The 20,607-nt window shown below is 39.5% G+C and carries 20 protein-coding genes; 18 read left to right on the top strand and 2 right to left on the bottom strand.

Annotated elements, in window-relative coordinates; genetic code table 11:
• The first annotated feature begins 211 nt into the window (after positions 1–211).
• Together HMPREF2731_RS12515 and HMPREF2731_RS12510 are read left to right on the top strand one after the other, a co-directional pair.
• The gene (locus HMPREF2731_RS12515; protein WP_002291690.1) at positions 212–1,939 is read left to right on the top strand and encodes a phospho-sugar mutase; all 1,728 of its coding nucleotides are present in this window, start codon (positions 212–214) and stop codon (positions 1,937–1,939) included.
• A 15-nt stretch (positions 1,940–1,954) separates the two neighbouring features.
• On the top strand, positions 1,955–2,305 hold the full coding sequence (locus HMPREF2731_RS12510; RefSeq protein ID WP_002316410.1) for an ArsR/SmtB family transcription factor: 351 nt from the start codon (positions 1,955–1,957) through the stop codon (positions 2,303–2,305).
• 83 nt (positions 2,306–2,388) lie between these two features.
• On the opposite strand, the gene HMPREF2731_RS12505 is transcribed toward HMPREF2731_RS12510, so the two are convergent.
• Complete coding sequence (locus HMPREF2731_RS12505; protein WP_002291694.1) at positions 2,389–3,249, bottom strand: pyruvate, water dikinase regulatory protein; 861 nt, start codon at positions 3,247–3,249, stop codon at positions 2,389–2,391.
• A 91-nt stretch (positions 3,250–3,340) separates the two neighbouring features.
• On the opposite strand from HMPREF2731_RS12505, the gene HMPREF2731_RS12500 reads away from it, so the two are divergent.
• From HMPREF2731_RS12500 to HMPREF2731_RS12490, 3 genes are all read left to right on the top strand, one after another.
• Positions 3,341–3,769, top strand: a complete 429-nt coding sequence (locus HMPREF2731_RS12500) for a Fur family transcriptional regulator (RefSeq protein WP_002287322.1) — start codon at positions 3,341–3,343, stop codon at positions 3,767–3,769.
• A gap of 161 nt (positions 3,770–3,930) precedes the next feature.
• Entirely contained in the window at positions 3,931–4,107 is a 177-nt protein-coding gene (rpsU, locus tag HMPREF2731_RS12495) for a 30S ribosomal protein S21 (protein ID WP_002287321.1), read from the top strand.
• Between the two features lie 26 nt (positions 4,108–4,133).
• Positions 4,134–4,580: a GatB/YqeY domain-containing protein gene (locus HMPREF2731_RS12490; protein ID WP_002291695.1), complete on the top strand. Its 447-nt coding sequence runs from the start codon at positions 4,134–4,136 to the stop codon at positions 4,578–4,580.
• A gap of 155 nt (positions 4,581–4,735) precedes the next feature.
• On the opposite strand, the gene brnQ is transcribed toward HMPREF2731_RS12490, so the two are convergent.
• Positions 4,736–6,115, bottom strand: coding sequence for a branched-chain amino acid transport system II carrier protein (gene brnQ / locus HMPREF2731_RS12485; RefSeq protein ID WP_002291696.1), 1,380 nt, complete (start codon positions 6,113–6,115; stop codon positions 4,736–4,738).
• A gap of 707 nt (positions 6,116–6,822) precedes the next feature.
• On the opposite strand from brnQ, the gene HMPREF2731_RS12480 reads away from it, so the two are divergent.
• The 13 genes from HMPREF2731_RS12480 to HMPREF2731_RS12420 all read left to right on the top strand — a co-directional run bounded on the left by HMPREF2731_RS12480 (position 6,823) and on the right by HMPREF2731_RS12420 (position 20,595).
• A complete protein-coding gene (locus tag HMPREF2731_RS12480; RefSeq protein ID WP_002291698.1) occupies positions 6,823–7,794 on the top strand; it encodes a PhoH family protein in 972 nt (323 codons plus the stop codon).
• Positions 7,795–7,817: 23 nt separating this feature from the next.
• Positions 7,818–10,010, top strand: a complete 2,193-nt coding sequence (locus HMPREF2731_RS12475; RefSeq protein WP_002291699.1) for an HD family phosphohydrolase — start codon at positions 7,818–7,820, stop codon at positions 10,008–10,010.
• 28 nt (positions 10,011–10,038) lie between these two features.
• Positions 10,039–10,515, top strand: a complete 477-nt coding sequence (gene ybeY / locus HMPREF2731_RS12470; RefSeq protein ID WP_070873109.1) for an rRNA maturation RNase YbeY — start codon at positions 10,039–10,041, stop codon at positions 10,513–10,515.
• Positions 10,499–10,894 carry a diacylglycerol kinase family protein gene (locus HMPREF2731_RS12465; protein ID WP_002316408.1) on the top strand — a complete coding sequence of 132 codons (396 nt, stop codon included), beginning with the start codon at positions 10,499–10,501 and terminating at the stop codon, positions 10,892–10,894. Before ybeY ends, HMPREF2731_RS12465 begins: the two co-directional genes overlap by 17 nt.
• A gap of 14 nt (positions 10,895–10,908) precedes the next feature.
• Positions 10,909–11,808: a GTPase Era gene (era, locus tag HMPREF2731_RS12460; RefSeq protein WP_002288753.1), complete on the top strand. Its 900-nt coding sequence runs from the start codon at positions 10,909–10,911 to the stop codon at positions 11,806–11,808.
• A 142-nt stretch (positions 11,809–11,950) separates the two neighbouring features.
• Positions 11,951–12,763, top strand: a complete 813-nt coding sequence (gene recO, locus HMPREF2731_RS12455; RefSeq protein ID WP_070873107.1) for a DNA repair protein RecO — start codon at positions 11,951–11,953, stop codon at positions 12,761–12,763.
• A gap of 385 nt (positions 12,764–13,148) precedes the next feature.
• A complete protein-coding gene (gene glyQ, locus HMPREF2731_RS12450; RefSeq protein ID WP_002305598.1) occupies positions 13,149–14,066 on the top strand; it encodes a glycine--tRNA ligase subunit alpha in 918 nt (305 codons plus the stop codon).
• Between the two features lies 1 nt (position 14,067).
• Positions 14,068–16,143, top strand: coding sequence for a glycine--tRNA ligase subunit beta (gene glyS, locus HMPREF2731_RS12445; protein WP_070873105.1), 2,076 nt, complete (start codon positions 14,068–14,070; stop codon positions 16,141–16,143).
• Positions 16,144–16,527: 384 nt separating this feature from the next.
• Entirely contained in the window at positions 16,528–17,307 is a 780-nt protein-coding gene (locus HMPREF2731_RS12440) for a hypothetical protein (RefSeq protein ID WP_070873103.1), read from the top strand.
• Between the two features lie 45 nt (positions 17,308–17,352).
• Positions 17,353–18,297, top strand: coding sequence for an LCP family glycopolymer transferase (locus HMPREF2731_RS12435; protein WP_070873102.1), 945 nt, complete (start codon positions 17,353–17,355; stop codon positions 18,295–18,297).
• Positions 18,298–18,312: 15 nt separating this feature from the next.
• The gene (locus HMPREF2731_RS12430) at positions 18,313–19,092 is read left to right on the top strand and encodes a YveK family protein (protein WP_002308654.1); all 780 of its coding nucleotides are present in this window, start codon (positions 18,313–18,315) and stop codon (positions 19,090–19,092) included.
• A gap of 12 nt (positions 19,093–19,104) precedes the next feature.
• The gene (locus HMPREF2731_RS12425) at positions 19,105–19,803 is read left to right on the top strand and encodes a CpsD/CapB family tyrosine-protein kinase (protein ID WP_070873100.1); all 699 of its coding nucleotides are present in this window, start codon (positions 19,105–19,107) and stop codon (positions 19,801–19,803) included.
• 27 nt (positions 19,804–19,830) lie between these two features.
• On the top strand, positions 19,831–20,595 hold the full coding sequence (locus HMPREF2731_RS12420; protein WP_002337445.1) for a tyrosine-protein phosphatase: 765 nt from the start codon (positions 19,831–19,833) through the stop codon (positions 20,593–20,595).
• Positions 20,596–20,607 lie beyond the last annotated feature (12 nt).

Genomic DNA, 20,607 nt, shown 5'->3' with positions numbered 1-20,607 from the left:
TTAAAAAGAGTGGAAGAACGGTTTCAATTGTTCTTTTACTCTTTTTTTTCGCGTGAAATCTACTGAATCCGATTTATGCGAATACTTGCAACCGTGCTTGATAAAAGAATCCTTTCTTGATTTAAGCGTTTTTTAGACCTCGTACTTTCATATCTAATAAGTGAATGCTATACTTATTAAGAACCATATTTCAGAAAGAGGTGTTATTTTCATGTCTTGGGAACAAGTGTATGAACAATGGGTACATGAAGAAAATTTAGAAGAAAACTTAAAAAAACAATTAAATGATCTGGGTGAAGATCCTGAAAAACTTGAAGATGCTTTTTATGCACCGTTGGAATTCGGTACTGCAGGCATGCGGGGAATCTTAGGGCCTGGGATCAATCGAATGAACATCTATACGGTAAGACAAGCAACAGAAGGACTTGCACGTTTCATGGATACACAAGGCGAAGAAACAAAACGCCGAGGTGTCGCTATCGCTTATGACTCACGCCATCAATCACCAGAATTTGCCATGGAAGCAGCCAAAACATTAGCACATCACAATATCCCATCTTATGTATTCGAAAGTCTACGTCCAACACCAGAGCTTTCTTTTGCAGTCCGTCATTTGAAGACGTTTGCGGGAATCATGGTAACCGCATCCCACAATCCAGCAGCTTACAACGGATATAAAGTCTACGGAGAAGATGGGGGACAAATGCCTCCTGCAGACGCAGATGCATTGACGAAATATGTCCGTGAAGTCAGCAATCCGTTAAAAGTTGAAGTATTATCTGACGAAGAAGCTGAACATAGCGGATTGATCACGATCATCGGAGAAGAAGTGGATGCCGCTTATCTAGAAGAAATCAAAGCAGTAACGATTGATCATGAATTGGTGGAAACAATGGGGAAAGATTTGAAACTTGTGTACACACCACTTCACGGAACAGGAAAAATGTTGGGCGAACGTGCGTTGAAACAAGCTGGATTCGAACAATTCGTACTAGTTCCAGAACAAGCTGTCGCAGACCCAGATTTCACTACAGTCAAATCACCAAATCCAGAAGAACACTCTGCTTTTGAGTATGCGATACGACTTGGCGAGAAAGAAGGCGCTGATTTGCTGATTGCAACAGATCCTGATGCAGACCGTTTAGGTGCAGCCGTTCGTTTGCCAAATGGCTCCTATGAAGTTTTGACCGGAAACCAAATCGGAGCACTGTTTGCTCAATATATTTTGGAAGCACACCAATCGCGAGGCACTTTACCTGAAAACGCAGCGGTATTGAAATCGATCGTTTCTAGCGAATTACCTACAGCAATTGCGGAACACTATGGGGCTACCATGTTCAATGTATTGACAGGATTCAAATTCATTGCTGAAAAAATTCAACAATTTGAAGAAGATCATTCCCATACTTTTATGTTCGGATTCGAAGAAAGTTACGGTTATTTAGTTAAACCTTTCGTTCGCGACAAAGACGCGATCCAAGCATTGCTCTTATTAGCAGAAGTAGCAGCTTACTATAAAAAACAAGGCAAAACGTTGTATGACGGCTTGCAAACGATTTTTGAAACCTATGGCTACTACGCAGAAAAAACGATTTCTGTGACAATGAGCGGACAAGAAGGCTCTGCGAAAATCTCTGCTTTGATGGAAAAATTCCGTGAAGAAGCACCAACAGAATTTGCCGGAGCAAAAGTCATCCAAACAGAAGACTTCAAAGAGTTGACGAGAACAAACCGTGAAGGAAATGTAGAAAAACTAACGACACCGCCATCTGATGTATTGAAGTATACGCTGGAAGAAAATGGCTGGATCGCTATCCGTCCTTCAGGAACTGAGCCGAAAATCAAGTTTTATATCGGTGTAAAAGGAAACTCTTCAGAAGACGCAGCTGAAAAAGTAGCCGCTTATGAAGCGATTATCCAAAAGATGACAGAAGAATAAAAAAACTTGAGACTGATGGAAAAAGTGGTAAACTTTAGAAGTCAGTCTTTTTTCAAGTTGGAGGTGAATGGATTGCCAGACACGCAAAAAACAAAAGTAGAGAAAGTCAGCCAACTATTCAAAATGTTGAGTGACCCCACTCGTCTCAAAATTCTGCTGTATCTGAAAGACGGGGAACAAAATGTGACAGCAATCACCCAAGCAGTGGAAATGGAACAATCTGCTGTATCGCATCAACTGCGTTTATTAAGAGAAAACCATGTCGTCAAGTCCCATCGTGAGGGAAAAGCGATTTTGTATAGTCTTGATGATTCTCACGTACTGGATATTTTGAACCAGACACTCAAACATGTGGAACATCAATAACGATAGGTGCAAATAGAGACAAACTGGACTGTGTCAACGAATCTTCTTCGCTGACACAGTCCAGTTTTTTTAAAGAAAAATTGTTAGTCTGTTTCTTCGGTGGTTTCAGTTCCATAATAACTATGGTCTTCTAGGTCTAAAGCATTCAAAATAAGTGAAGCTGTTTCTTCAATAGATAAAGAAGCGACATTGATTACTACGCAGCCCAATTTTTCATAAAGATCATTCGCAAAATCGAGTTCAGCTCGTATTTTTTCGATATCGGAATAAGCAGTATCAGGATTTAATCCGTAAGAGCGCATCCGTTCTTTACGGATATTGTTTAAAATATCTGGGTTATTCGTCAGTCCCACGATTTTTTTAGGATCGATCTCCCAAAGCTGTTTGGGAATATGTGCTTGTGGGATCAAAGGTAGATTGGCAACTTTTAAATTTTTGTTAGCTAAAAACAAGCTCAAAGGCGTTTTGGAAGTTCGGGATACGCCTAGCAAAACGACATCTGCTTCTAGAAACCCACGAGGATCTTTCCCGTCATCGTATTTTACAGCAAATTCCATTGCTTTGATCCGTTTGAAATAGTTCTCATTCAATAAATGAAGGGCGCCAGGTTGCCGAATGGGCTTGATACCAGTTAAGCGCTCGATTTCTGATATCGGCGGAGTCATCACATCAAAACTAAATAATTGATGTTCTTCACAAAAAGAACGCGTCATCTCGATCAATTCTTGATTGATCAATGTGTGCAGGACAAGAGCTTTTTCTTCTAGTGCATCTTGCAGTGCCTGCATCAATGTTTTCTCATCTGTCACAAATGTTCTGCGGAATAAATTGAACTCAACGCTAGGATATTGGGCCATAGTGGCTTGCGCTAATTTTGTCGCAGTTTCTCCAGCAGAGTCGGAGATGACAAAAAAAGTAACGATTTCTGTAGAATCGGAAGACATGGATAAAACCTCACTTGCATTTTTTTTATGTTTATTATACCATACTCTAGAATGTGTACTTCGTAATCATTTTGATTTGGAGGAATAAGTCATGAAAAAACAGACATTGATCGAACAATCACTAGAAACATTGAAAAATAACGGTTTTAAATATACTAAAAAAAGAGAAGCATTGTTAACTTATTTAGTGAAGCGCAATCGCTACGTATCAGCTAAAGAAGTTTTTGACTATATGAATCAGGAATTCAAAGGAGTAAGTTACGATACGATTTATCGAAATCTCCATGATTTTGCAGAAATCGATTTACTGGAAGAAACCGATTTAAATGGAGAGATGAAGTTTCGTTTTCATTGCTGTCAAGGGGAAATCGGCCATCACCATCACTTTATCTGTACGGTGTGCGGAACAACGAAAGAAATCCATATGTGTCCAATGAATTATTTCGAAGAACAGCTCGGTGGATGTACGATCGAAGGGCATAGATTCGAGATTTTCGGAAGATGTGAAAATTGTCAATAAGGATTTAAATAAAATAACATTTGATAATTTTAAAAAAAAGCAAGATTTCCTTGACGGTCAAAACAGCATTAGATATAATATTTACAGGACAGTCTTGTTTTTTGAGATATATTTCAATAACAATTACGGTTACTTTTTAAGCTCGGAGGGAGGGAATTAACATGTCAAAAACAGTCGTTCGCAAAAACGAATCACTTGACGATGCTCTTCGTCGCTTCAAACGTTCCGTGTCAAAAGCGGGTACTTTACAAGAATCTCGTAAACGTGAATTCTACGAAAAACCAAGTGTAAGACGCAAGAAAAAATCTGAAGCAGCTAGAAAACGCAAAAAATTCTAGTTCTGTGATGAATTGGAGTTGGTAGTGTGTCACTACTAAGTAGATTAAACGATGACATGAAAACAGCGATGAAAGCGAAAGATAAGGAATCTTTACAAGTCATCCGAATGATCAAGTCATCTATACAAAACGAGCAGATTAAAGAAGGTCACGACTTGACAGAAGAAGAAGAATTAACGGTATTGTCTCGCGAAATGAAACAGCGACGTGATTCTTTGCATGAGTTTGAAGAAGCAGGACGTGACGATTTAGCTGAAAAAGTAAAAAGTGAAATTGTGATAGTCGAAAAATACATGCCGGAACAACTTTCCGACGAAGAAATTCGACAACTTGTTCAAGAAGCAATCACACAAACTGGTGCTTCATCAATGAAAGAATTTGGCAAAGTCATGGGTGCGATCATGCCTAAAGTCAAAGGAAAAGCAGATGGAAACCAAGTAAATGCCATTGTGAAAGAACTATTACAATCTTAATTTTATCATTTAAACTGCGGACAATCATTGTCCGCAGTTTTTTTGTGCTCGTAAAAAAGAAATCTAAAAAATAGCTAGACGAAAGAATAGGATTCTTTCATCTAGCTGGTTTTTTCCTGTTTAATATTTCTTATGTTAAATTGTGTTTGATCTGGTTATTCTTCTGGTAGTTCATTTGCTTCTTGTTTGTACCCTGATAGGCGATAGGCGTAATAGAAGAGTAAGCTGCCAGCGTAACCAAGTAACGTTGGGACCATCCAGCCAAGTCCTAATGCAGCAAAAGGAACGTGATGATGATAAAATTCGAGCATGCTTGCTACAACTCTTTGTTGACTCACTAAAGCAGGCGAATTTGCCAGCATATCCAATACGGCGGGAACAGCAGCAAACAACATCGTTACTTGATAGACAAATGGTGTCTTTTGGAAAAATTTTGCTGTTAAGGAAAGCAAGATCAACGCAAGCGACAATGGATACAAAAGCATCAATACTGGTAAAGACCATTGGATGATATTGTCCAAACCAGCATTTGCAACGACAAAAGAGACGAAAGTCGTTAACCGCAGCCATGTCATATAACTGACTTTAGGGAACAGTTTATGGAAATCTTGTGCAAAAGAAACAACGAGTCCCATAGCGGTAGTGAAGACACCTAATGTGACCATCACTCCTAAGAAGCTAGCGCCGAAGTTACCTAAATAAAAATTAGTGATCTGAGAAAGTGCAGTTCCGCCATTTTCTGATAAAGACATCTTATTCAAACTCATCGCACCGAGAAGAACAAGACCAAAATAGATCATGACTTCTAGCGCAACGCTCAGGCTACCAGCTTTTGCTGTTAATTCTGTGACTTTTTTATCTTTGAAACCAAGGTCACGGACTGCATGGACAAAAGTGACACTTAAGGCAAGCAAGGCTACTGCATCAACCGTGTTATAACCTTCTAGGACACCATTTGTTAAAGCGTTTGTTTGGTAAGTATCTGCAGCAGATTGATTTAGATTTCCCATTGGATGGAATAAAGAAACGACAAAAATGATTGCTAATAATGCAAGAAACAAGGAGTTTAGATACTTTCCGACGTATTTGACCAACCGTGTGGGATGGACAGTAAGGAAATAAGCAAGTAAAAAGAAAAGAGCAGAGAATAAAAACATACCTAATGAATTATATTTTTCAGGCAAAAATGGTTTAGCAGCCATTTCAAAAGCAGTAGCAGCTGTCCGTGGTGTACCGAAAAATGGTCCGATCGTCAAATGAACAAGGATTAAGAACAAGGCAGCATACCATTTTCCGACAGGTTTAGCTAAGTCATACAGACCATCACTTTTTGTCACTACTACAGCTAAGATAGCTAGTAATGGGAAAAGAGCGCCTGAGATGGCAAATCCTACGCCAGCACTGACCCAGTTTGCGCCAGCCATTTGACCTAAGTGGACAGGAAAGATTAGATTACCTGACCCGAAGAACATCCCGAAGATAAGTGAACTGACCATCAATAGTTGTTTCCATGAATAAGTTTTTGTTTCTTCCATAAATTTTTCCTCCAATAATTATCATTTTGATTGACGATATAGACGTTGCAGCAATTAGTAATGCCACTAATATCAGATTCCATGAAAACCACCACCTTAAAATATAAAAAAAAGCCCTTTTCCACTTGGGAAAAGGGCTCTAGATTCTAGAACGGTACCACCTTTTTTCGCTTAAAAAAGCTTCTTCATTCACGGACGCTTTTTGATAAAGTTATCCGCTAGCCTGATAATGGAGGCAGCCACAATGATCTACGTTTTCGACATTGACTCGGAAATGATGTTCGTCTATTCGATTTATTGTCATTTCTCACTTACATGACTCACTGGGAATAAATCGTTGAATAGCCTACTGTTTTCCTCGACGCTTTGCTGTATGTTTATTTGTTGACGTAATAATACACCTGTTTTTTTTGAAATGCAAGAATATTTTAACTATTTTGTTTTCTTTTTTTGAAACAAGAAAAATACCTAGAGAATACCTGCTGAATGAAACGGAATATTTTGTTCTCCACTTTCATATAACTTACATTCTCAGATTCTTTTTATCAAAACGAGACCTTTAGCGAATGAAAAACGGCTATTTTTTAACGTTTCTTGGTACGTATGGTTAAGCGACTCTTTTACAACCTTTTCTTATTTGCTATATAGTTTCTTCTGAGTATGGTAAAATAGGAAAGAATGAATCGAAAAAAAGGGGATGTCTATTTTTGACGGAAGAGTCTAGTTCTTTAGAGATTAGATTGACAGCTGCTGATGATGTCAGCATGCTTTTAGGTGCACACGACAAGCATATAAAACTGATCGAGGAAACAACGGAAACAACCATCCATACACGTGGAGAAATCATTCAGATCATTGGTGAACAATCCCAGATTTCCTTGGCTGCCTCAGTCATTCGGACATTACAGGAATTGATCAAACGAGGAATCCACGTAAGTACACCAGATGTTGTGACGGCACTGAAAATGGGGCAAAAAGGTACATTAGATTATTTTGTTGAGATGTATGAGGAAGAGATCGTCAAAGACCGTAATGGAAAACCTATACGGGTAAAAAACAGCGGTCAAAAGAAATACGTTGAATCGGTAGCCAAACATGACATCGTATTTGGTGTAGGGCCAGCCGGAACAGGGAAAACGTTTCTTGCCGTAGTATTAGCAATTGCTGCCTTAAAAAAAGGCGAAGTGCAAAAAATCATTTTGACACGGCCCGCTGTGGAGGCAGGGGAAAACCTAGGCTTTCTACCCGGGGATCTGAAAGAAAAAGTGGATCCTTATCTGCGGCCTGTTTATGATGCTTTATACCAAATTTTTGGATTGGATCATACGAACCGATTGATGGAACGAGGCGTGATCGAAATCGCACCTTTAGCTTACATGCGGGGGCGGACATTGGATGATGCATTCGTTATCTTGGACGAAGCACAAAACACGACAGTCGCTCAGATGAAAATGTTCTTGACCCGTCTCGGTTATCAATCAAAAATGATTGTCAATGGGGATACAAGTCAGATAGACTTGCCTCGAGGGACGACAAGTGGTCTTGTTCATGCAGAACGAACACTAAAGCAAATCAAAAAAATCGATTTTGTTAATTTTGAAGCAAGTGACGTTGTTCGGCACCCTGTAGTTGCCGAAATCATCAAAGCTTATGAAAAGGCGGATCTTCATCAAGAATAAGCTTTGTTTAGGAGGATAAGCACATGTTGAATAAAACACTGCAGAAACTACAAGAAAAACTCGGAAAGGCAGCATTGCCTTTCCTTCTGTTCTTGTTTTTTATCATTGTCTGCGGCGTTACATTTAGTAGTGTCAAACAAAAGGCCAATGATTTTAGAGAAGGCCAAGTAGCAGAAGAGAGTATCCGTGCGAATAAAACGATCGAGAACACGGAAGAAACCGAACAAAGAAGAAAACTGGCAGCAGAAGCAGTGACTCCAGAATATACTTATCAAAAAGATCTGGCAGATGACCAGAACAATCGGATCAAGCAATTATTCGAATTGATCGATAAGACGAATGATACCATCAACAAATCTTATAATGACAAGGTAGATAAGGCGAAGGAAGATGAAAATATCCCGAAACCTACTACAGAAGAGCGGATTGCTACACTGAAGAAAAATTTTGAAAACGTGAATGCAGAAAACGTTGCGTTTTACCAAAAACTGCCGAACAATTTTTATTCGACGATATTTGAAATGACTGAAACGGAAATTCACACGGTTAGGGATGAAAGTTTGAAGCTCATTGACGAACAGATGAGTAAACAAGTTCGTGAAAGCGAATTGGAAGCTTTTAAACAAGAAGCAGAAGATCAGATTCAATATTTGAATGTCACAACAGAGCAGCAACAAATGATTCGCTACTTAGTGGATCAAGGCATTGTAGTCAATGATGTATTGAATGAGAAAAAGACAGAAGAATTAAAACAATCTGCACGAGAAGCTGTACAACCAGTGATGATCTTCCAAGGAGAAATCATTGTTCGCGAAGGAAATCAAATTGATGCTTCAGCGATGAAAAAATTGGAATTACTAGGATTGACGAATCAAACGACTTCGATTTTCCCACTCATTGCCATGGTTTTAGCTGTTTTGCTTCAAATCGGTGTACTGATTTATAATTCACTCCAATTTCAAAATGCAGGAGAAAGAACAAAATACGTACTTTTCTACGTGACAGCAATGTCAGTCAGCGTCGTACTAATGAAATTTTTCCAACTCTTCCAAACAGAACAAGCTGCTTATATTCCGCTGTTTTACCCCGCGGCTTTTGCTCCACTTGTTTTAAGCTTTTTCTTGAATCGAAGAGCAGGGATCATGGCTGGTATTTTCCAAGCAGTATCCGCACTTTTCATTTTTTATGATTCGATTGGCACGAACTTTCTGACAGTTATTTTGATGTCCTATGTATTTTCTGGTCTCATGGCAACGATCGTCAGACGCAAACGGATCTCAGAACAAGGGTTATCCGCTGCTATGTGGGTCATTATTTTTCCTGTGATGATGGATGTCATTTTGATTATCTACCAAGGAATGAGCTTTGGGGATGCAACGACTTGGTTAACGCTAGTCTGCGGATTCACAGGTGCATTGTTCTCATTCTTGCTGACGATAGGTCTGCACCCCTATATTGAATTGATGGTCAATGATGATAGTGTGATCGTATTAAATGAACTCAGCAATCCTAATCATCCTTTATTGAAACAGTTGCTGGAAGAAGCACCAGGTACGTATCACCATAGCATGATGGTAGCCAATCTAAGTGCTAATGCTGTAGCAGAAATCGGTGGACGTTCTTTACTAACTCGAGTAGCTTGCTATTATCATGATATCGGCAAGATCAAACACGCCAGCTTTTTCGTTGAGAACTTGCCTTCAGGAGCGGAAAATCCGCACAATTTCTTATTGCCAGAAGACAGTAAACATATTATCTTTGGACATGTGACAGATGGTGCCAAAATATTGGAAGATTATAATATGCCGCAAATGGTGATCGATATTTGCAGACAGCATCATGGAACCACGCTGATGCGTTATTTCTACGTTAAGGCAAAGGAACGCAACCCGGAAGTCACGGAAGAGCAATTCCGTTATCCTGGACCAAAACCTCAAAGCCGTGAAGCAGGAATCGTCAATATAGCTGACAGTTGTGAAGCGGCAGTACGGGCAATGGACCATCCAACGAGCGAAAAAATCGAAAGTTTTGTCCATAATCTTATAGAAGAGCGTATTTCCGATGGACAATTGGACGACAGTGGATTGACGTTAAAAGAAATCCGTAAAGTAGAAAAATCATTGATCAGCGGTTTAAGCAGTACCTTCCATTCTCGGATCAAATATCCTAAAATGAAATCGGAAGTTGAGAAGATAAAAGAAGAACAAGAAGAATAGCAAGAAGAATAGAAAGAAGCGATGTATAATGGATATTACTTTCATGGATGAAACAAACCAAGTATCAGAAGAGAAAATGAAAGAAATCGACGACTTGTTGCAATTTGCAGCATCATATTTAGAGTTGCCAGAAGAAACAGAAATGTCTATTACTTTCATGGACAACGCAGCAATCCAAGTAATCAATCGTGATTACCGTGGAAAAGATGCACCGACAGACGTCATCAGTTTTGCCTTGGAAGAAGAGGGCGAAGACGAAATCCCAGTGATTTTTGAAGATGGAGAGAATCCATTACCTCGTGTACTGGGAGACATCATGATCTCTACTGAACGTGCTGCAGAGCAAGCAGAAGCTTACGGCCATTCGTATGATCGGGAACTTGGCTTTTTAGCGGTTCATGGATTCTTGCATATCAACGGGTATGACCATATGACACCAGAGGATGAGAAAGAAATGTTTGGTTTACAGAAAGAGATCTTAGATGCCTATGGACTTAAAAGATAAAAACGTAGAGAAAAACAAACATTTCCTGATGTCCGTGGAATTTGCCGTCCAAGGAGTCAAAACCGTTTTTGAGGAAGAACGCAACATGAGGAAACATGTTGCGTTCGGAATCCTCGCTTTGTTTATGGGCGTGATTTTCCAACTTGATCGGATAGAATGGTTATGGCTGCTTTTAGCTGTTTTTCTCGTATGGATAGTAGAGATCATCAATACTGTTTTTGAAAATGTCGTGGACATGTTTACGGATTTTCATTTTCATCCGATTGGGAAAAAAATCAAAGATATGGCAGCTGGAGCAGTTTTAGTGACCGCTTGTTTTGCCGTTATCGTTGGGTTGATTTTATTTGTCCCTAAAATATATCATTTGTTGTTTAATTAAAAAGGAGAACGTATATGCCAGAACATAAATCAGGGTTTGTCGCAATCGTCGGCCGCCCGAATGTAGGAAAATCCACTTTATTGAATCGAATCGTGGGTCAAAAAATTGCCATCATGAGTGATAAGGCACAGACAACTAGAAATAAAATCCAAGGAGTATATACTACACCAGAAGCTCAGTTGATTTTTATTGACACACCAGGAATCCATAAACCAAAGCATCGTTTAGGAGATTTTATGGTAGAAGCAGCTTACAGTGCGTTGAAAGAAGTGGACGCGGTCTTATTTATGATCAGCGCTGATCAAAAACGCGGTCGGGGAGACGATTTTATTATTGAACGTCTAAAAAACGTGCATTCTCCTGTTTATCTGATTATCAATAAAATCGATAAAATCCATCCAGACGAGTTGTTGGGAATCATTGAAGATTATTCAACGCAGATGCCCTTTGCACAAGTGATTCCAATCTCTGCTACAGAAGGAAACAACGTCGAACGTTTGATGGATGTATTAGTCAGTGAAATGCCAGAGGGCCCACAATATTTTCCAGATGATCAAGTGACTGATCATCCTGAATACTTCATCGTTTCTGAATTGATCCGTGAGAAAGTCTTGTTTTTAACACGAGACGAAGTGCCTCATTCTGTCGCAGTCGTTGTTGATTCGATGAAGCGAAACGAGAATGATAAAATCCATATCCAGGCTACGATTATTGTCGAAAGAGATAGCCAAAAAGGAATCATTATCGGCAAAGGCGGAAAAATGCTGAAGCAAGTAGGAACGAAAGCAAGAAAGGATATCGAAAATCTTTTAGGAGACAAAGTCTTTCTAGAACTTTGGGTCAAAGTTCAAAAAGACTGGCGAGACAAAAAAGTCTATCTGCAAGACTTCGGCTACCGAAAAGACGAATACTGATATTCTGAGCTTCTTGTAAGTTAGGTATAGAAATAAACTGGATAAAAATCCGCGTGTTGAGAAAAGCTGCGGAAGATCGCAACATAAATGATCTGGATCGGCAGAATCTGCTTTTCCAGATTTATTTTTTAGGAGGGAGAATATGAGCCAGCTTGCAGAATCAAAAGGCTTGATTTTATCTAGCCGTAATTACAAAGAAAAAGATAAATTAGTCAAAATCTTTACAGAATCTTCTGGCAAAATGATGTTTTATATCAAAGGGATCCATCGGCAAAATCAGCCCTTAGCTCCGGCTTTGCTCCCTTTTACTGAAGCAGTTTATATCGGGAATTTTCGAAGTGAAGGTCTGTCATTTTTAAGCAGTGTCAAAGATGTCCATGCGTTTCGACACATCCAAGAAGACATCTTTTTGAGCGGCTATGGCACATATTTATTGAATCTAGTAGATGCGGCAATCGAAGATCATCAGTACGACCCGCATTTGTTCCAGTTTACGCAACAAGCACTGCAACGGATGGACCAAGGAGATGATGCAGAAATCATCACGAATATTTTTGAAGTCCAAATACTGCAACGCTTCGGAATTGCACCAATCTGGACACACTGCGTCGTATGTGGGGAAACAAAAGGAAAATTTGACTATTCTTCCAAATATGGTGGTGTGATATGCGAAAGACACTGGTCGATGGATGATCACCGTTATCATGCAGATCCTCGAGCTGTTTATTTCGTTCGGATGTTTTCAGCTATTTCTTATGATAAAATCAGTGGAATCCATCTGAAAGAAGAAACCAAACAAGCAATCCCTGAACTCATCGACCAGCTGTATGATGAATATGTCGGTATCCATTTGAAAAGCAAAAAGTTCATTGATCAAATGAAGTCTTGGGCACACGTATTAAAGACGCCAGAGAAAGACATGTCTGAAAAAGATCTACCTAAAAAAGAAGAATAGTAAATGAAACATACAACAAAAAATCAAAACCATTTGACAAACACAGGGAGTTCCGTCTATTATTAACCGTAGATCAAATAGATCGTTCACTGAGAGGATCTATTATAGAAACAAGAAAACTGCAAAATGAATACGTACATTGACCAAGATCAGTAAAAAACACGTGGTTTAGCGAGTTCGGGAGAGTGGGAGCCGGACCCAAACGATTTTTGAAGAGGCACTTGCGAGTACGATAAATGAAGCTGCCGAATCTTTATTCGGAAGTAGGGTGGAACCGCGAATTATTCGTCCCTATGTCTGTAATCAGACATAGGGATTTTTTGTCGTTTTCTTTCCTGTATTCTTATTTGACAGCAACTCTTTAAAATTGAAAGGGGCAAAACAGATGAGTAAAAAATTGACCGTCCAAGATATGATTTTAACATTACAAAAATTTTGGTCATCAAACGGCTGCATGCTGATGCAAGCGTATGACACAGAAAAAGGAGCAGGTACGATGAGCCCATATACCTTTTTACGGGCAATCGGACCAGAACCATGGAATGCTGCTTACGTAGAGCCATCTCGCCGACCAGCTGATGGACGTTATGGCGAAAACCCAAACCGTTTGTATCAGCATCATCAATTCCAAGTCGTGATGAAACCTTCACCTGAGAATATCCAAGAACTTTATTTAGAAAGCTTGCGACTTTTAGGAATCGATCCATTAGAACATGACATCCGTTTTGTTGAAGACAACTGGGAGAACCCATCCATGGGCTGTGCCGGTGTGGGTTGGGAAGTATGGCTTGACGGAATGGAAATCACACAATTCACGTACTTCCAACAAGTTGGTGGACTGCCTTGTAAACCAGTAACTTCTGAGATCACTTATGGACTAGAACGTCTTGCTTCTTATATCCAAGAAGTTGAAAGTGTCTATGATTTAGAATGGGCTGATGGCGTGAAATATGGCGAGATCTTCAAACAACCAGAATATGAACATTCCAAATATTCTTTTGAAGTAAGTGACCAAGACTTGTTACTAAGCAACTTTGATCGTTTTGAAAAAGAAGCTAAACGCTGTATCGATGAAAATCTTGTTCATCCAGCGTATGATTATATCTTGAAATGCAGCCATACATTCAATTTATTAGATGCTCGCGGTGCAGTATCCGTAACAGAGCGTGCCGGTTATCTTTCTCGCATCCGCAACATGGCTCGTGCTGTAGCCAAAATCTTTGTGGCAGAACGCGAAAAATTAGGATTCCCTTTGTTGAATAAAAACACAGCAAATCCAGAAACCGTGAAGGAGGCTGAATAAGATGGCAAAAGACTTATTACTTGAAATCGGGCTGGAAGAAATGCCTGCCCATGTTGTCACACCAAGCATGAAACAATTAGAAGAAAAAACAGCAAAATTTTTAGATGAAAACCAATTGACTTATGGTACGATCGAAACATTTTCCACACCGCGCCGTTTAGCAATCAAAGTAACAAACATTCCAGAACGTCAAGCGGACAGTGAAGAAGAAGTCAAAGGACCAGCCAAAAAAATTGCTTTGGATGCAGATGGAAACTGGACGAAAGCTGCGGAAGGATTTGTCCGCGGACAAGGTCTGACGACAGATGCTATTACTTTTAGAGAATTAAAAGGTGTAGAATATGTCTATGTAACGAAATACACTCATGGTAAGGAAGCAAAAGAAGTATTGACAGGTTTAGCAGATGTCATTAAAAGCCTGACTTTCCCTGTAACGATGCATTGGGCAGAATACGATTTTGAATATATCCGCCCTATTCACTGGATCGTGGCATTGTTAGATGACGAAGTAATCCCGTTTGAGATCTTAGATGTCAAAACAGGCAGAGCCTCTCGAGGTCATCGTTTCTTAGGCGAAGATGTGACATTTGCGCATGCAAAAGAATATGAAGAAAAATTGAATGAACAATTCGTTATTGCTTCACCGCAAAAAAGACAAGAAATGATCGTTACACAAGCCAATGAATTAGCCGAAAAAAATCATTGGGTTATTGATCTAGACGAAGATTTACTAGAAGAAGTCAACAATTTAGTCGAATATCCAACTGTCTTTTCTGGCGACTTCGAAGAAAAATATCTTTCTGTTCCTGAAGAAGTACTAGTCACTTCTATGAAAGAACATCAACGTTATTTCGAAGTACGGAACGATCAAGGTATGCTGCTTCCTCATTTTATTTCTGCTCGTAATGGCGATCGGGTAAAATTGGAAAATGTGGTTCGAGGCAATCAAAAAGTATTGACGGCTCGTTTAGAAGATGCGGAATTCTTTTATAATGAAGACAAGAAAGCTTCAATCGACCAATACGTTGAAAAACTAAAAACTGTTACTTTCCATGAAAAAATCGGTAGTATCTATGAGAAAATGCAGCGGGTACAAGTCATTGCCCATATCATTGGCGAACAAGTAGGACTATCTGAGGAAGAATTGATGGATCTGCAACGAGCTGCTGAAATCTATAAATTTGATCTAGTAACCAACATGGTAGGGGAATTTCCTGAACTACAAGGGATTATGGGCGAAAAATATGCTCTGCTGAAAGGCGAGAAACCTGCTGTAGCGACAGCGATTCGTGAGCATTACATGCCTATATCCAGTGAAGGAGAGCTACCTCAGTCTACAGTAGGTTCTGTTTTAGCGATTGCAGATAAATTAGATAGCATCTTTTCTTTCTTTGCAGTTGGGATGATTCCAAGCGGGTCAAACGATCCGTATGCCTTACGTCGCCAAGCATACGGTGTCGTTCGGATCATCGAGTCGAAAAAATGGGCCTTTCCTTTGTCTGTTCTGCAAGAAACGATTAGTGATGTTATCAGTAAAGATACGGATCGTTTCGGCATTGGTCTATCAGAAGGGCAACAACAAGTGATCGACTTTATCAAAGGGCGTCTACGCCAATTATTGACCACGAAGAACATCCGTCATGATGTCATTGATGCTGTTTTGAATGCGGAACAAAAAGATCTGACAAAAGTATTTGCAGCAGCACAACTGTTCAAACAACATCTTGCAGATGAAGACTTCAAACCGTCAATGGAAGCTTTGACACGTGTCGTGAATTTAGCGAAAAAAGCTCAACTTGAAAAACAATCAGAAGTAGACCCTAAGCTGTTCGAAAACGACGCAGAGAAAGAATTACACAAAGCAGTAGAAGCAATGAAAGCAAGTTTTGCTGACCAAACGATCCACGAAAACTACGACCAGCTTGTCGCTCTTCGTCCACTGATCGAAAATTATTTTGATCAAACGATGGTCATGGCTGATGAACCAGCAGTACGTAAGAACCGACTAACACAACTTAGTCAAATAGCTGCCATGGCTTTGTCATTAGCAAGTTTGGATCAAATCATCACAAAATAATCTTTTGTTTGAAAAACAGAGAGCATGCACGAAACGTGCTGTGTCTCTGTTTTTTTGTTATAAATATAAATAGCTGTTATTAATTATATTTTAATAATTTTTGTTATTTTATTCTTTGTTCAAATTTTCAAAATGCTCATGAAAAGAGAGGAAATAAAAATAAAAACGATTAATCATAATCTTGTTACTGTTTTATTTACTTTTAAATTAGGAATTTCCCTAGTCAAGAAAACTGTTTGTGGTATGATTATATAGGGAAAACCTGTTTATAAATATTTCTATGAATATATTAGTTTAATTATGCTTTTAAAATAAAAAGCGGTCATTCTGATGTGAATGAATCACATCTTTATTTATCTATCATCAATATTTAGGAGTGAATCTATGGAAAAGCCGTTCGTCAAGTTATTGGCTACTGTGGCGGTAGGCACAGGCGCTATTGTGATTTGCTTGTTTGGATACCATTTCAATAATCAGCGGCAACATCATCAACGGATCAATTACGCAGAATCTGCCATCACCAATCAAAAAGACACCGTGACCTCTTTATCAAAAGAAGTAGATAAGCTGTACAGTACAAAAGAAAAAATTTTCCTAAATCCTGAAATAACAGAAGAAACAGTTTCAAATTTGTCACATAAACTATCTTCTATCAAACTTTCGGCAGATGATTATGACATCAAGGAATCAGAATTACCTAAAGAAGCTGCTGCGATCCAAGAAGAAAAGAAAGCAGTCTTAACACAGTCAGAGGATGCAGAATCAAAACTGAAGATCCAGACGGCTGTCAATAAATTATTTACTAAAAACGTATCAAACTGGCAGCAAGCTGTGGATGATGTCATCATCAAAGAAAAGTTGGCAAGTGCAGATGTCGCCCATGTACGTGAAAATATGAGCTTTTTTAAGGATAGTGCTTGGAAAACAGTCGTTATGCAATATCTAGGATTCGCTGATACCCAAATTGCACAAGTCACGCAACTAGATCAGCTATTCGATACGATGCTGAAAGATGGTCAAGTAACAGCTACTGCTACTTACGATCAATATTTGACCGCACTCAGTCTCATCGAACAGATCCGGAATGAAAAAATAAGAGCCGCATACGCGTCAAAAGCAGAAACAGTCGCTCAGCAAATGGGCTATAGCAATACGAGCTATTAATAGTAAAAGCGAGGATTCAAGCAAAGCTAGCAAACGGAGGAAACTATGGCAAAACGAAGAAGAAAATCAAGAGGGAAAAAGATATTTCTAATTATTTTAGCAATTCTTGTCGTATTAGTATTAGCAATCGTAGGAGTAGGAGCAAAATTATATCTAGATCTCTCACATTCTATTGAAAAAACTTACGAATCAGTGGAACGAACCCAAGGAGAACGAACAAAACCAGTTGATCTGGACAAACAAGAATCCTTCTCTGTCCTATTGATGGGGATCGATACGGGAGATTTAGGACGGGTCGATCAAGGACGATCAGATACGATGATGGTTGCCACAGTCAGTCCTGAAGATAAACAGACAACGATTGTCAGCATTCCTCGGGATACGTATGTCGACATCGTTGGACATGATACAAAAGACAAGATCAACCACGCTTACGCATTCGGTGGAGCTGCTATGGCAATGGATACCGTACAAAAATATGTGGACATCCCAATCGACCACTATGTTTCAATCAATATGAAAGGTCTAAAAGAACTCGTTGATGCAGTTGGTGGTATCGAAGTCAATAATGACCTCACCTTCTCACAAGATGGCTATGATTTTACGATCGGTAAAATCACATTGAACGGGGATCAGGCATTGTCTTATTCTCGTATGCGTTATGAAGATCCAAACGGTGACTACGGCAGACAAGAACGTCAAAGAAAGATCGTAGAAGGTGTAGTGAAAAAAGTATTGAGTCTGAACGGTGTAAGCAACTATCAATCTGTTTTGAATGCTCTAGAGTCGAATATGAAAACAGACATGAGCTTTGATGAAATGAAAAAGATTGCTTTAGATTATCGGGATGCATTTGGTACGATCAAGCAAGATCAGCTGCAAGGAGAGGGCTTCATGCAAGACAATATCTCATACCAAAAAGTCAGCGATCAAGAACTTGACCGTGTGAAAAAAGAATTAAAAGATCAAATGAATCTAGAGAATAAATAGGAAAGTGGAGAAAAAATGGAAGAGACAATCAGCTTGAAAGAAATTTTTGAAACATTACGCAAACACGTGATAACAATCCTCATCTCAATGTTTGCTGGCTTGGCCATCTCAGGCATCGTGACGTTTTTCATCTTGACGCCAAAATACAGCTCACAAGCCCAATTGATTGTGACACTGCCGCAATCAGATACTGCAAATGTCAATGATGTCAATACGAACCTGCAAATGATCAATACGTATAAGGATATGATTGTCAGTGATCTAGTACTAAATGAAGTCAAAGATCGTTTAGAAACAGAAGACAATGTGAAAATGACTGCTGGACAAATTAAAGATGCTATCTCCGTCAATCAGTCACAAAATTCACAAATGTTCTCGATCCAAGCAACAAGCACGAATGCAGTGACGGCTCAACAGATTGCTAATACAACGTCACAAGTATTCCAAGAGAACGCCAAAGATGTGATGAATGTCGATAAAATCTCGATCATCTCAGGTGCAGTTGCCAATACGACACCTGTTTCGCCAAATAATAAATTGAATCTAGTGATTGGCTTAGTGTTAGGAATGATGGTAGGCGTAGGTCTAGCTTTCTTATTTGAATTACTCGATCGGACAGTGAAAGATGAAAAATATGTGACGGATACATTAGGCTTCCCAATCTTAGGGACTGTACCAGAAATGTCAGCGAAAGAATTGAATGCTGGTATCCGTAAAAAAGGACCAGCTCCGACACAACCAAAAGCTACAAACGATAAAACAGCGCCATCACGCAGAAGCCGCTCAAGAGTCTAGGAGGAAAGAAAAATGGCACGAACACAGAAACAAAAAGCAACCCAAACTCATGCAGTCAGTTTGGTCACACTCACAAATCCCTCTTCACCAATCGCTGAACAATATCGTACGATTCGGACGAATATCCAGTTTGCCTCCGCAGCTGGTCAGCAAATCAAAACGATTGTTGTGACTTCATCAGGACCTGGAGAAGGGAAATCGACCACTGCAGCAAACATTGCCGTTGTTTTTGCCAAATCTGGTCAACGGGTGCTGCTAGTCGATGCAGACTTACGTAAGCCCGTCATCTATAAAACGTTCAAGTTGAACAACGCAAGCGGATTAAGTAATGTCCTTAGTTCATCAGGAAGTGTAGCAGATGAGATCCAACGAACACCAGTCGACAATTTGTCGATTCTGCCAAGTGGACCTAAACCACCAAATCCATCAGAGTTACTAAGCTCGCCAAGAATGGATCAAATTTTAGCAGAAGCAAGACAACTATTTGATGTAGTGATCTTCGACATGCCGCCAGTCGTTGCCGTAACAGATGCACAGATCATGTCTTCAAAAACGGATGGCACCTTATTGGTCGTACGTGAAAATACGTCACGAAAAGAATCATTGACTAAAGCAAAAGAACTGTTAGATATGGTACAAGCGCGAGTCCTTGGTGTTGTATACAATGGGGCAGAACACAGCAAAGATGCCGGCTATTACTACGGGAATTAAGAAATAAAAAGAGAGGAGACAAGAGAAATGATCGATCTACATTGCCATATCCTGCCAGGAATCGATGACGGAGCAGAAAACTTAGATGCCAGTATCGCCATGGCTGAAAAAGCGATTCAACAAGGGATCACACATATTTTATGCACACCCCATCACAATAATGGAAAATACAGCAATGAAAAATCACAAGTCATTTCTCTAGTCGCTTCGTTACAAGCAGAATTAGAGAAAAGACAATTGCCTTTGACGTTATTGGAAGGACAAGAAGTACGTATTACCGGAACACTGATTGAAGACATCCACCGAGATGAAATTTTATTTACAGATTTAGATGATACATATCTTCTAATCGAATTTCCGACACTGGAAGTGCCATTATATGCAGAACGGCTCTTTTTTGAGTTGTTACAACTAGGAAAGACACCAGTGATCGTCCATCCAGAACGCAACGCGCATTTTCGTAAAGACCCGAATCATTTGCTGCCATTCCTAGATATGGGATGCTTGGCCCAACTCACCGCACCAAGTTATGTCGGTGTATTTGGCAAAGAAATCCAGAAAACAGCCAAAACGATGGTCAAACATAACCTCGTGCAAATGGCTGCTTCCGATGCCCATGGTGTCTCTAAACGTACCTTTTACTTAAAAGAATGTTATGAGCAAATCGCCAAGGACTTTGGTAAGGAAAAAGTAGTACAGATGAAACAAGTCGCAAAGGACCTGATCAACGGGGATGAGATCAGTTATCCAGTCTATGAAGAGGTAAAAAAGAAGAAGTTTGGTTTATTTTAGGGGGAGTTAAAA

Source organism: Enterococcus sp. HMSC072F02 (genome assembly GCF_001837725.1).
GTDB classification, from domain to species: Bacteria; Bacillota; Bacilli; order Lactobacillales; family Enterococcaceae; genus Enterococcus_B; species Enterococcus_B lactis.
This window is presented reverse-complemented; position numbering and strand designations above follow the sequence as displayed.

Excerpts from the sequence above, each read along its gene's own strand:
- ybeY (WP_070873109.1), top strand. The coding sequence starts at position 10,039 with ATGGATATTACTTTCATGGATGAAACAAACCAAGTATCAGAAGAGAAA.
- HMPREF2731_RS12425 (WP_070873100.1), top strand. The coding sequence starts at position 19,105 with ATGGCACGAACACAGAAACAAAAAGCAACCCAAACTCATGCAGTCAGT.
- era (WP_002288753.1), top strand. The coding sequence starts at position 10,909 with ATGCCAGAACATAAATCAGGGTTTGTCGCAATCGTCGGCCGCCCGAAT.
- HMPREF2731_RS12435 (WP_070873102.1), top strand. The coding sequence starts at position 17,353 with ATGGCAAAACGAAGAAGAAAATCAAGAGGGAAAAAGATATTTCTAATT.
- rpsU (WP_002287321.1), top strand. The coding sequence starts at position 3,931 with ATGTCAAAAACAGTCGTTCGCAAAAACGAATCACTTGACGATGCTCTT.
- HMPREF2731_RS12430 (WP_002308654.1), top strand. The coding sequence starts at position 18,313 with ATGGAAGAGACAATCAGCTTGAAAGAAATTTTTGAAACATTACGCAAA.
- HMPREF2731_RS12440 (WP_070873103.1), top strand. The coding sequence starts at position 16,528 with ATGGAAAAGCCGTTCGTCAAGTTATTGGCTACTGTGGCGGTAGGCACA.
- glyQ (WP_002305598.1), top strand. The coding sequence starts at position 13,149 with ATGAGTAAAAAATTGACCGTCCAAGATATGATTTTAACATTACAAAAA.
- HMPREF2731_RS12510 (WP_002316410.1), top strand. The coding sequence starts at position 1,955 with ATGGAAAAAGTGGTAAACTTTAGAAGTCAGTCTTTTTTCAAGTTGGAG.
- HMPREF2731_RS12515 (WP_002291690.1), top strand. The coding sequence starts at position 212 with ATGTCTTGGGAACAAGTGTATGAACAATGGGTACATGAAGAAAATTTA.
- recO (WP_070873107.1), top strand. The coding sequence starts at position 11,951 with ATGAGCCAGCTTGCAGAATCAAAAGGCTTGATTTTATCTAGCCGTAAT.
- HMPREF2731_RS12500 (WP_002287322.1), top strand. The coding sequence starts at position 3,341 with ATGAAAAAACAGACATTGATCGAACAATCACTAGAAACATTGAAAAAT.
- HMPREF2731_RS12505 (WP_002291694.1), bottom strand. The coding sequence starts at position 3,249 with ATGTCTTCCGATTCTACAGAAATCGTTACTTTTTTTGTCATCTCCGAC.
- HMPREF2731_RS12420 (WP_002337445.1), top strand. The coding sequence starts at position 19,831 with ATGATCGATCTACATTGCCATATCCTGCCAGGAATCGATGACGGAGCA.
- HMPREF2731_RS12465 (WP_002316408.1), top strand. The coding sequence starts at position 10,499 with ATGGACTTAAAAGATAAAAACGTAGAGAAAAACAAACATTTCCTGATG.
- glyS (WP_070873105.1), top strand. The coding sequence starts at position 14,068 with ATGGCAAAAGACTTATTACTTGAAATCGGGCTGGAAGAAATGCCTGCC.
- HMPREF2731_RS12475 (WP_002291699.1), top strand. The coding sequence starts at position 7,818 with ATGTTGAATAAAACACTGCAGAAACTACAAGAAAAACTCGGAAAGGCA.
- brnQ (WP_002291696.1), bottom strand. The coding sequence starts at position 6,115 with ATGGAAGAAACAAAAACTTATTCATGGAAACAACTATTGATGGTCAGT.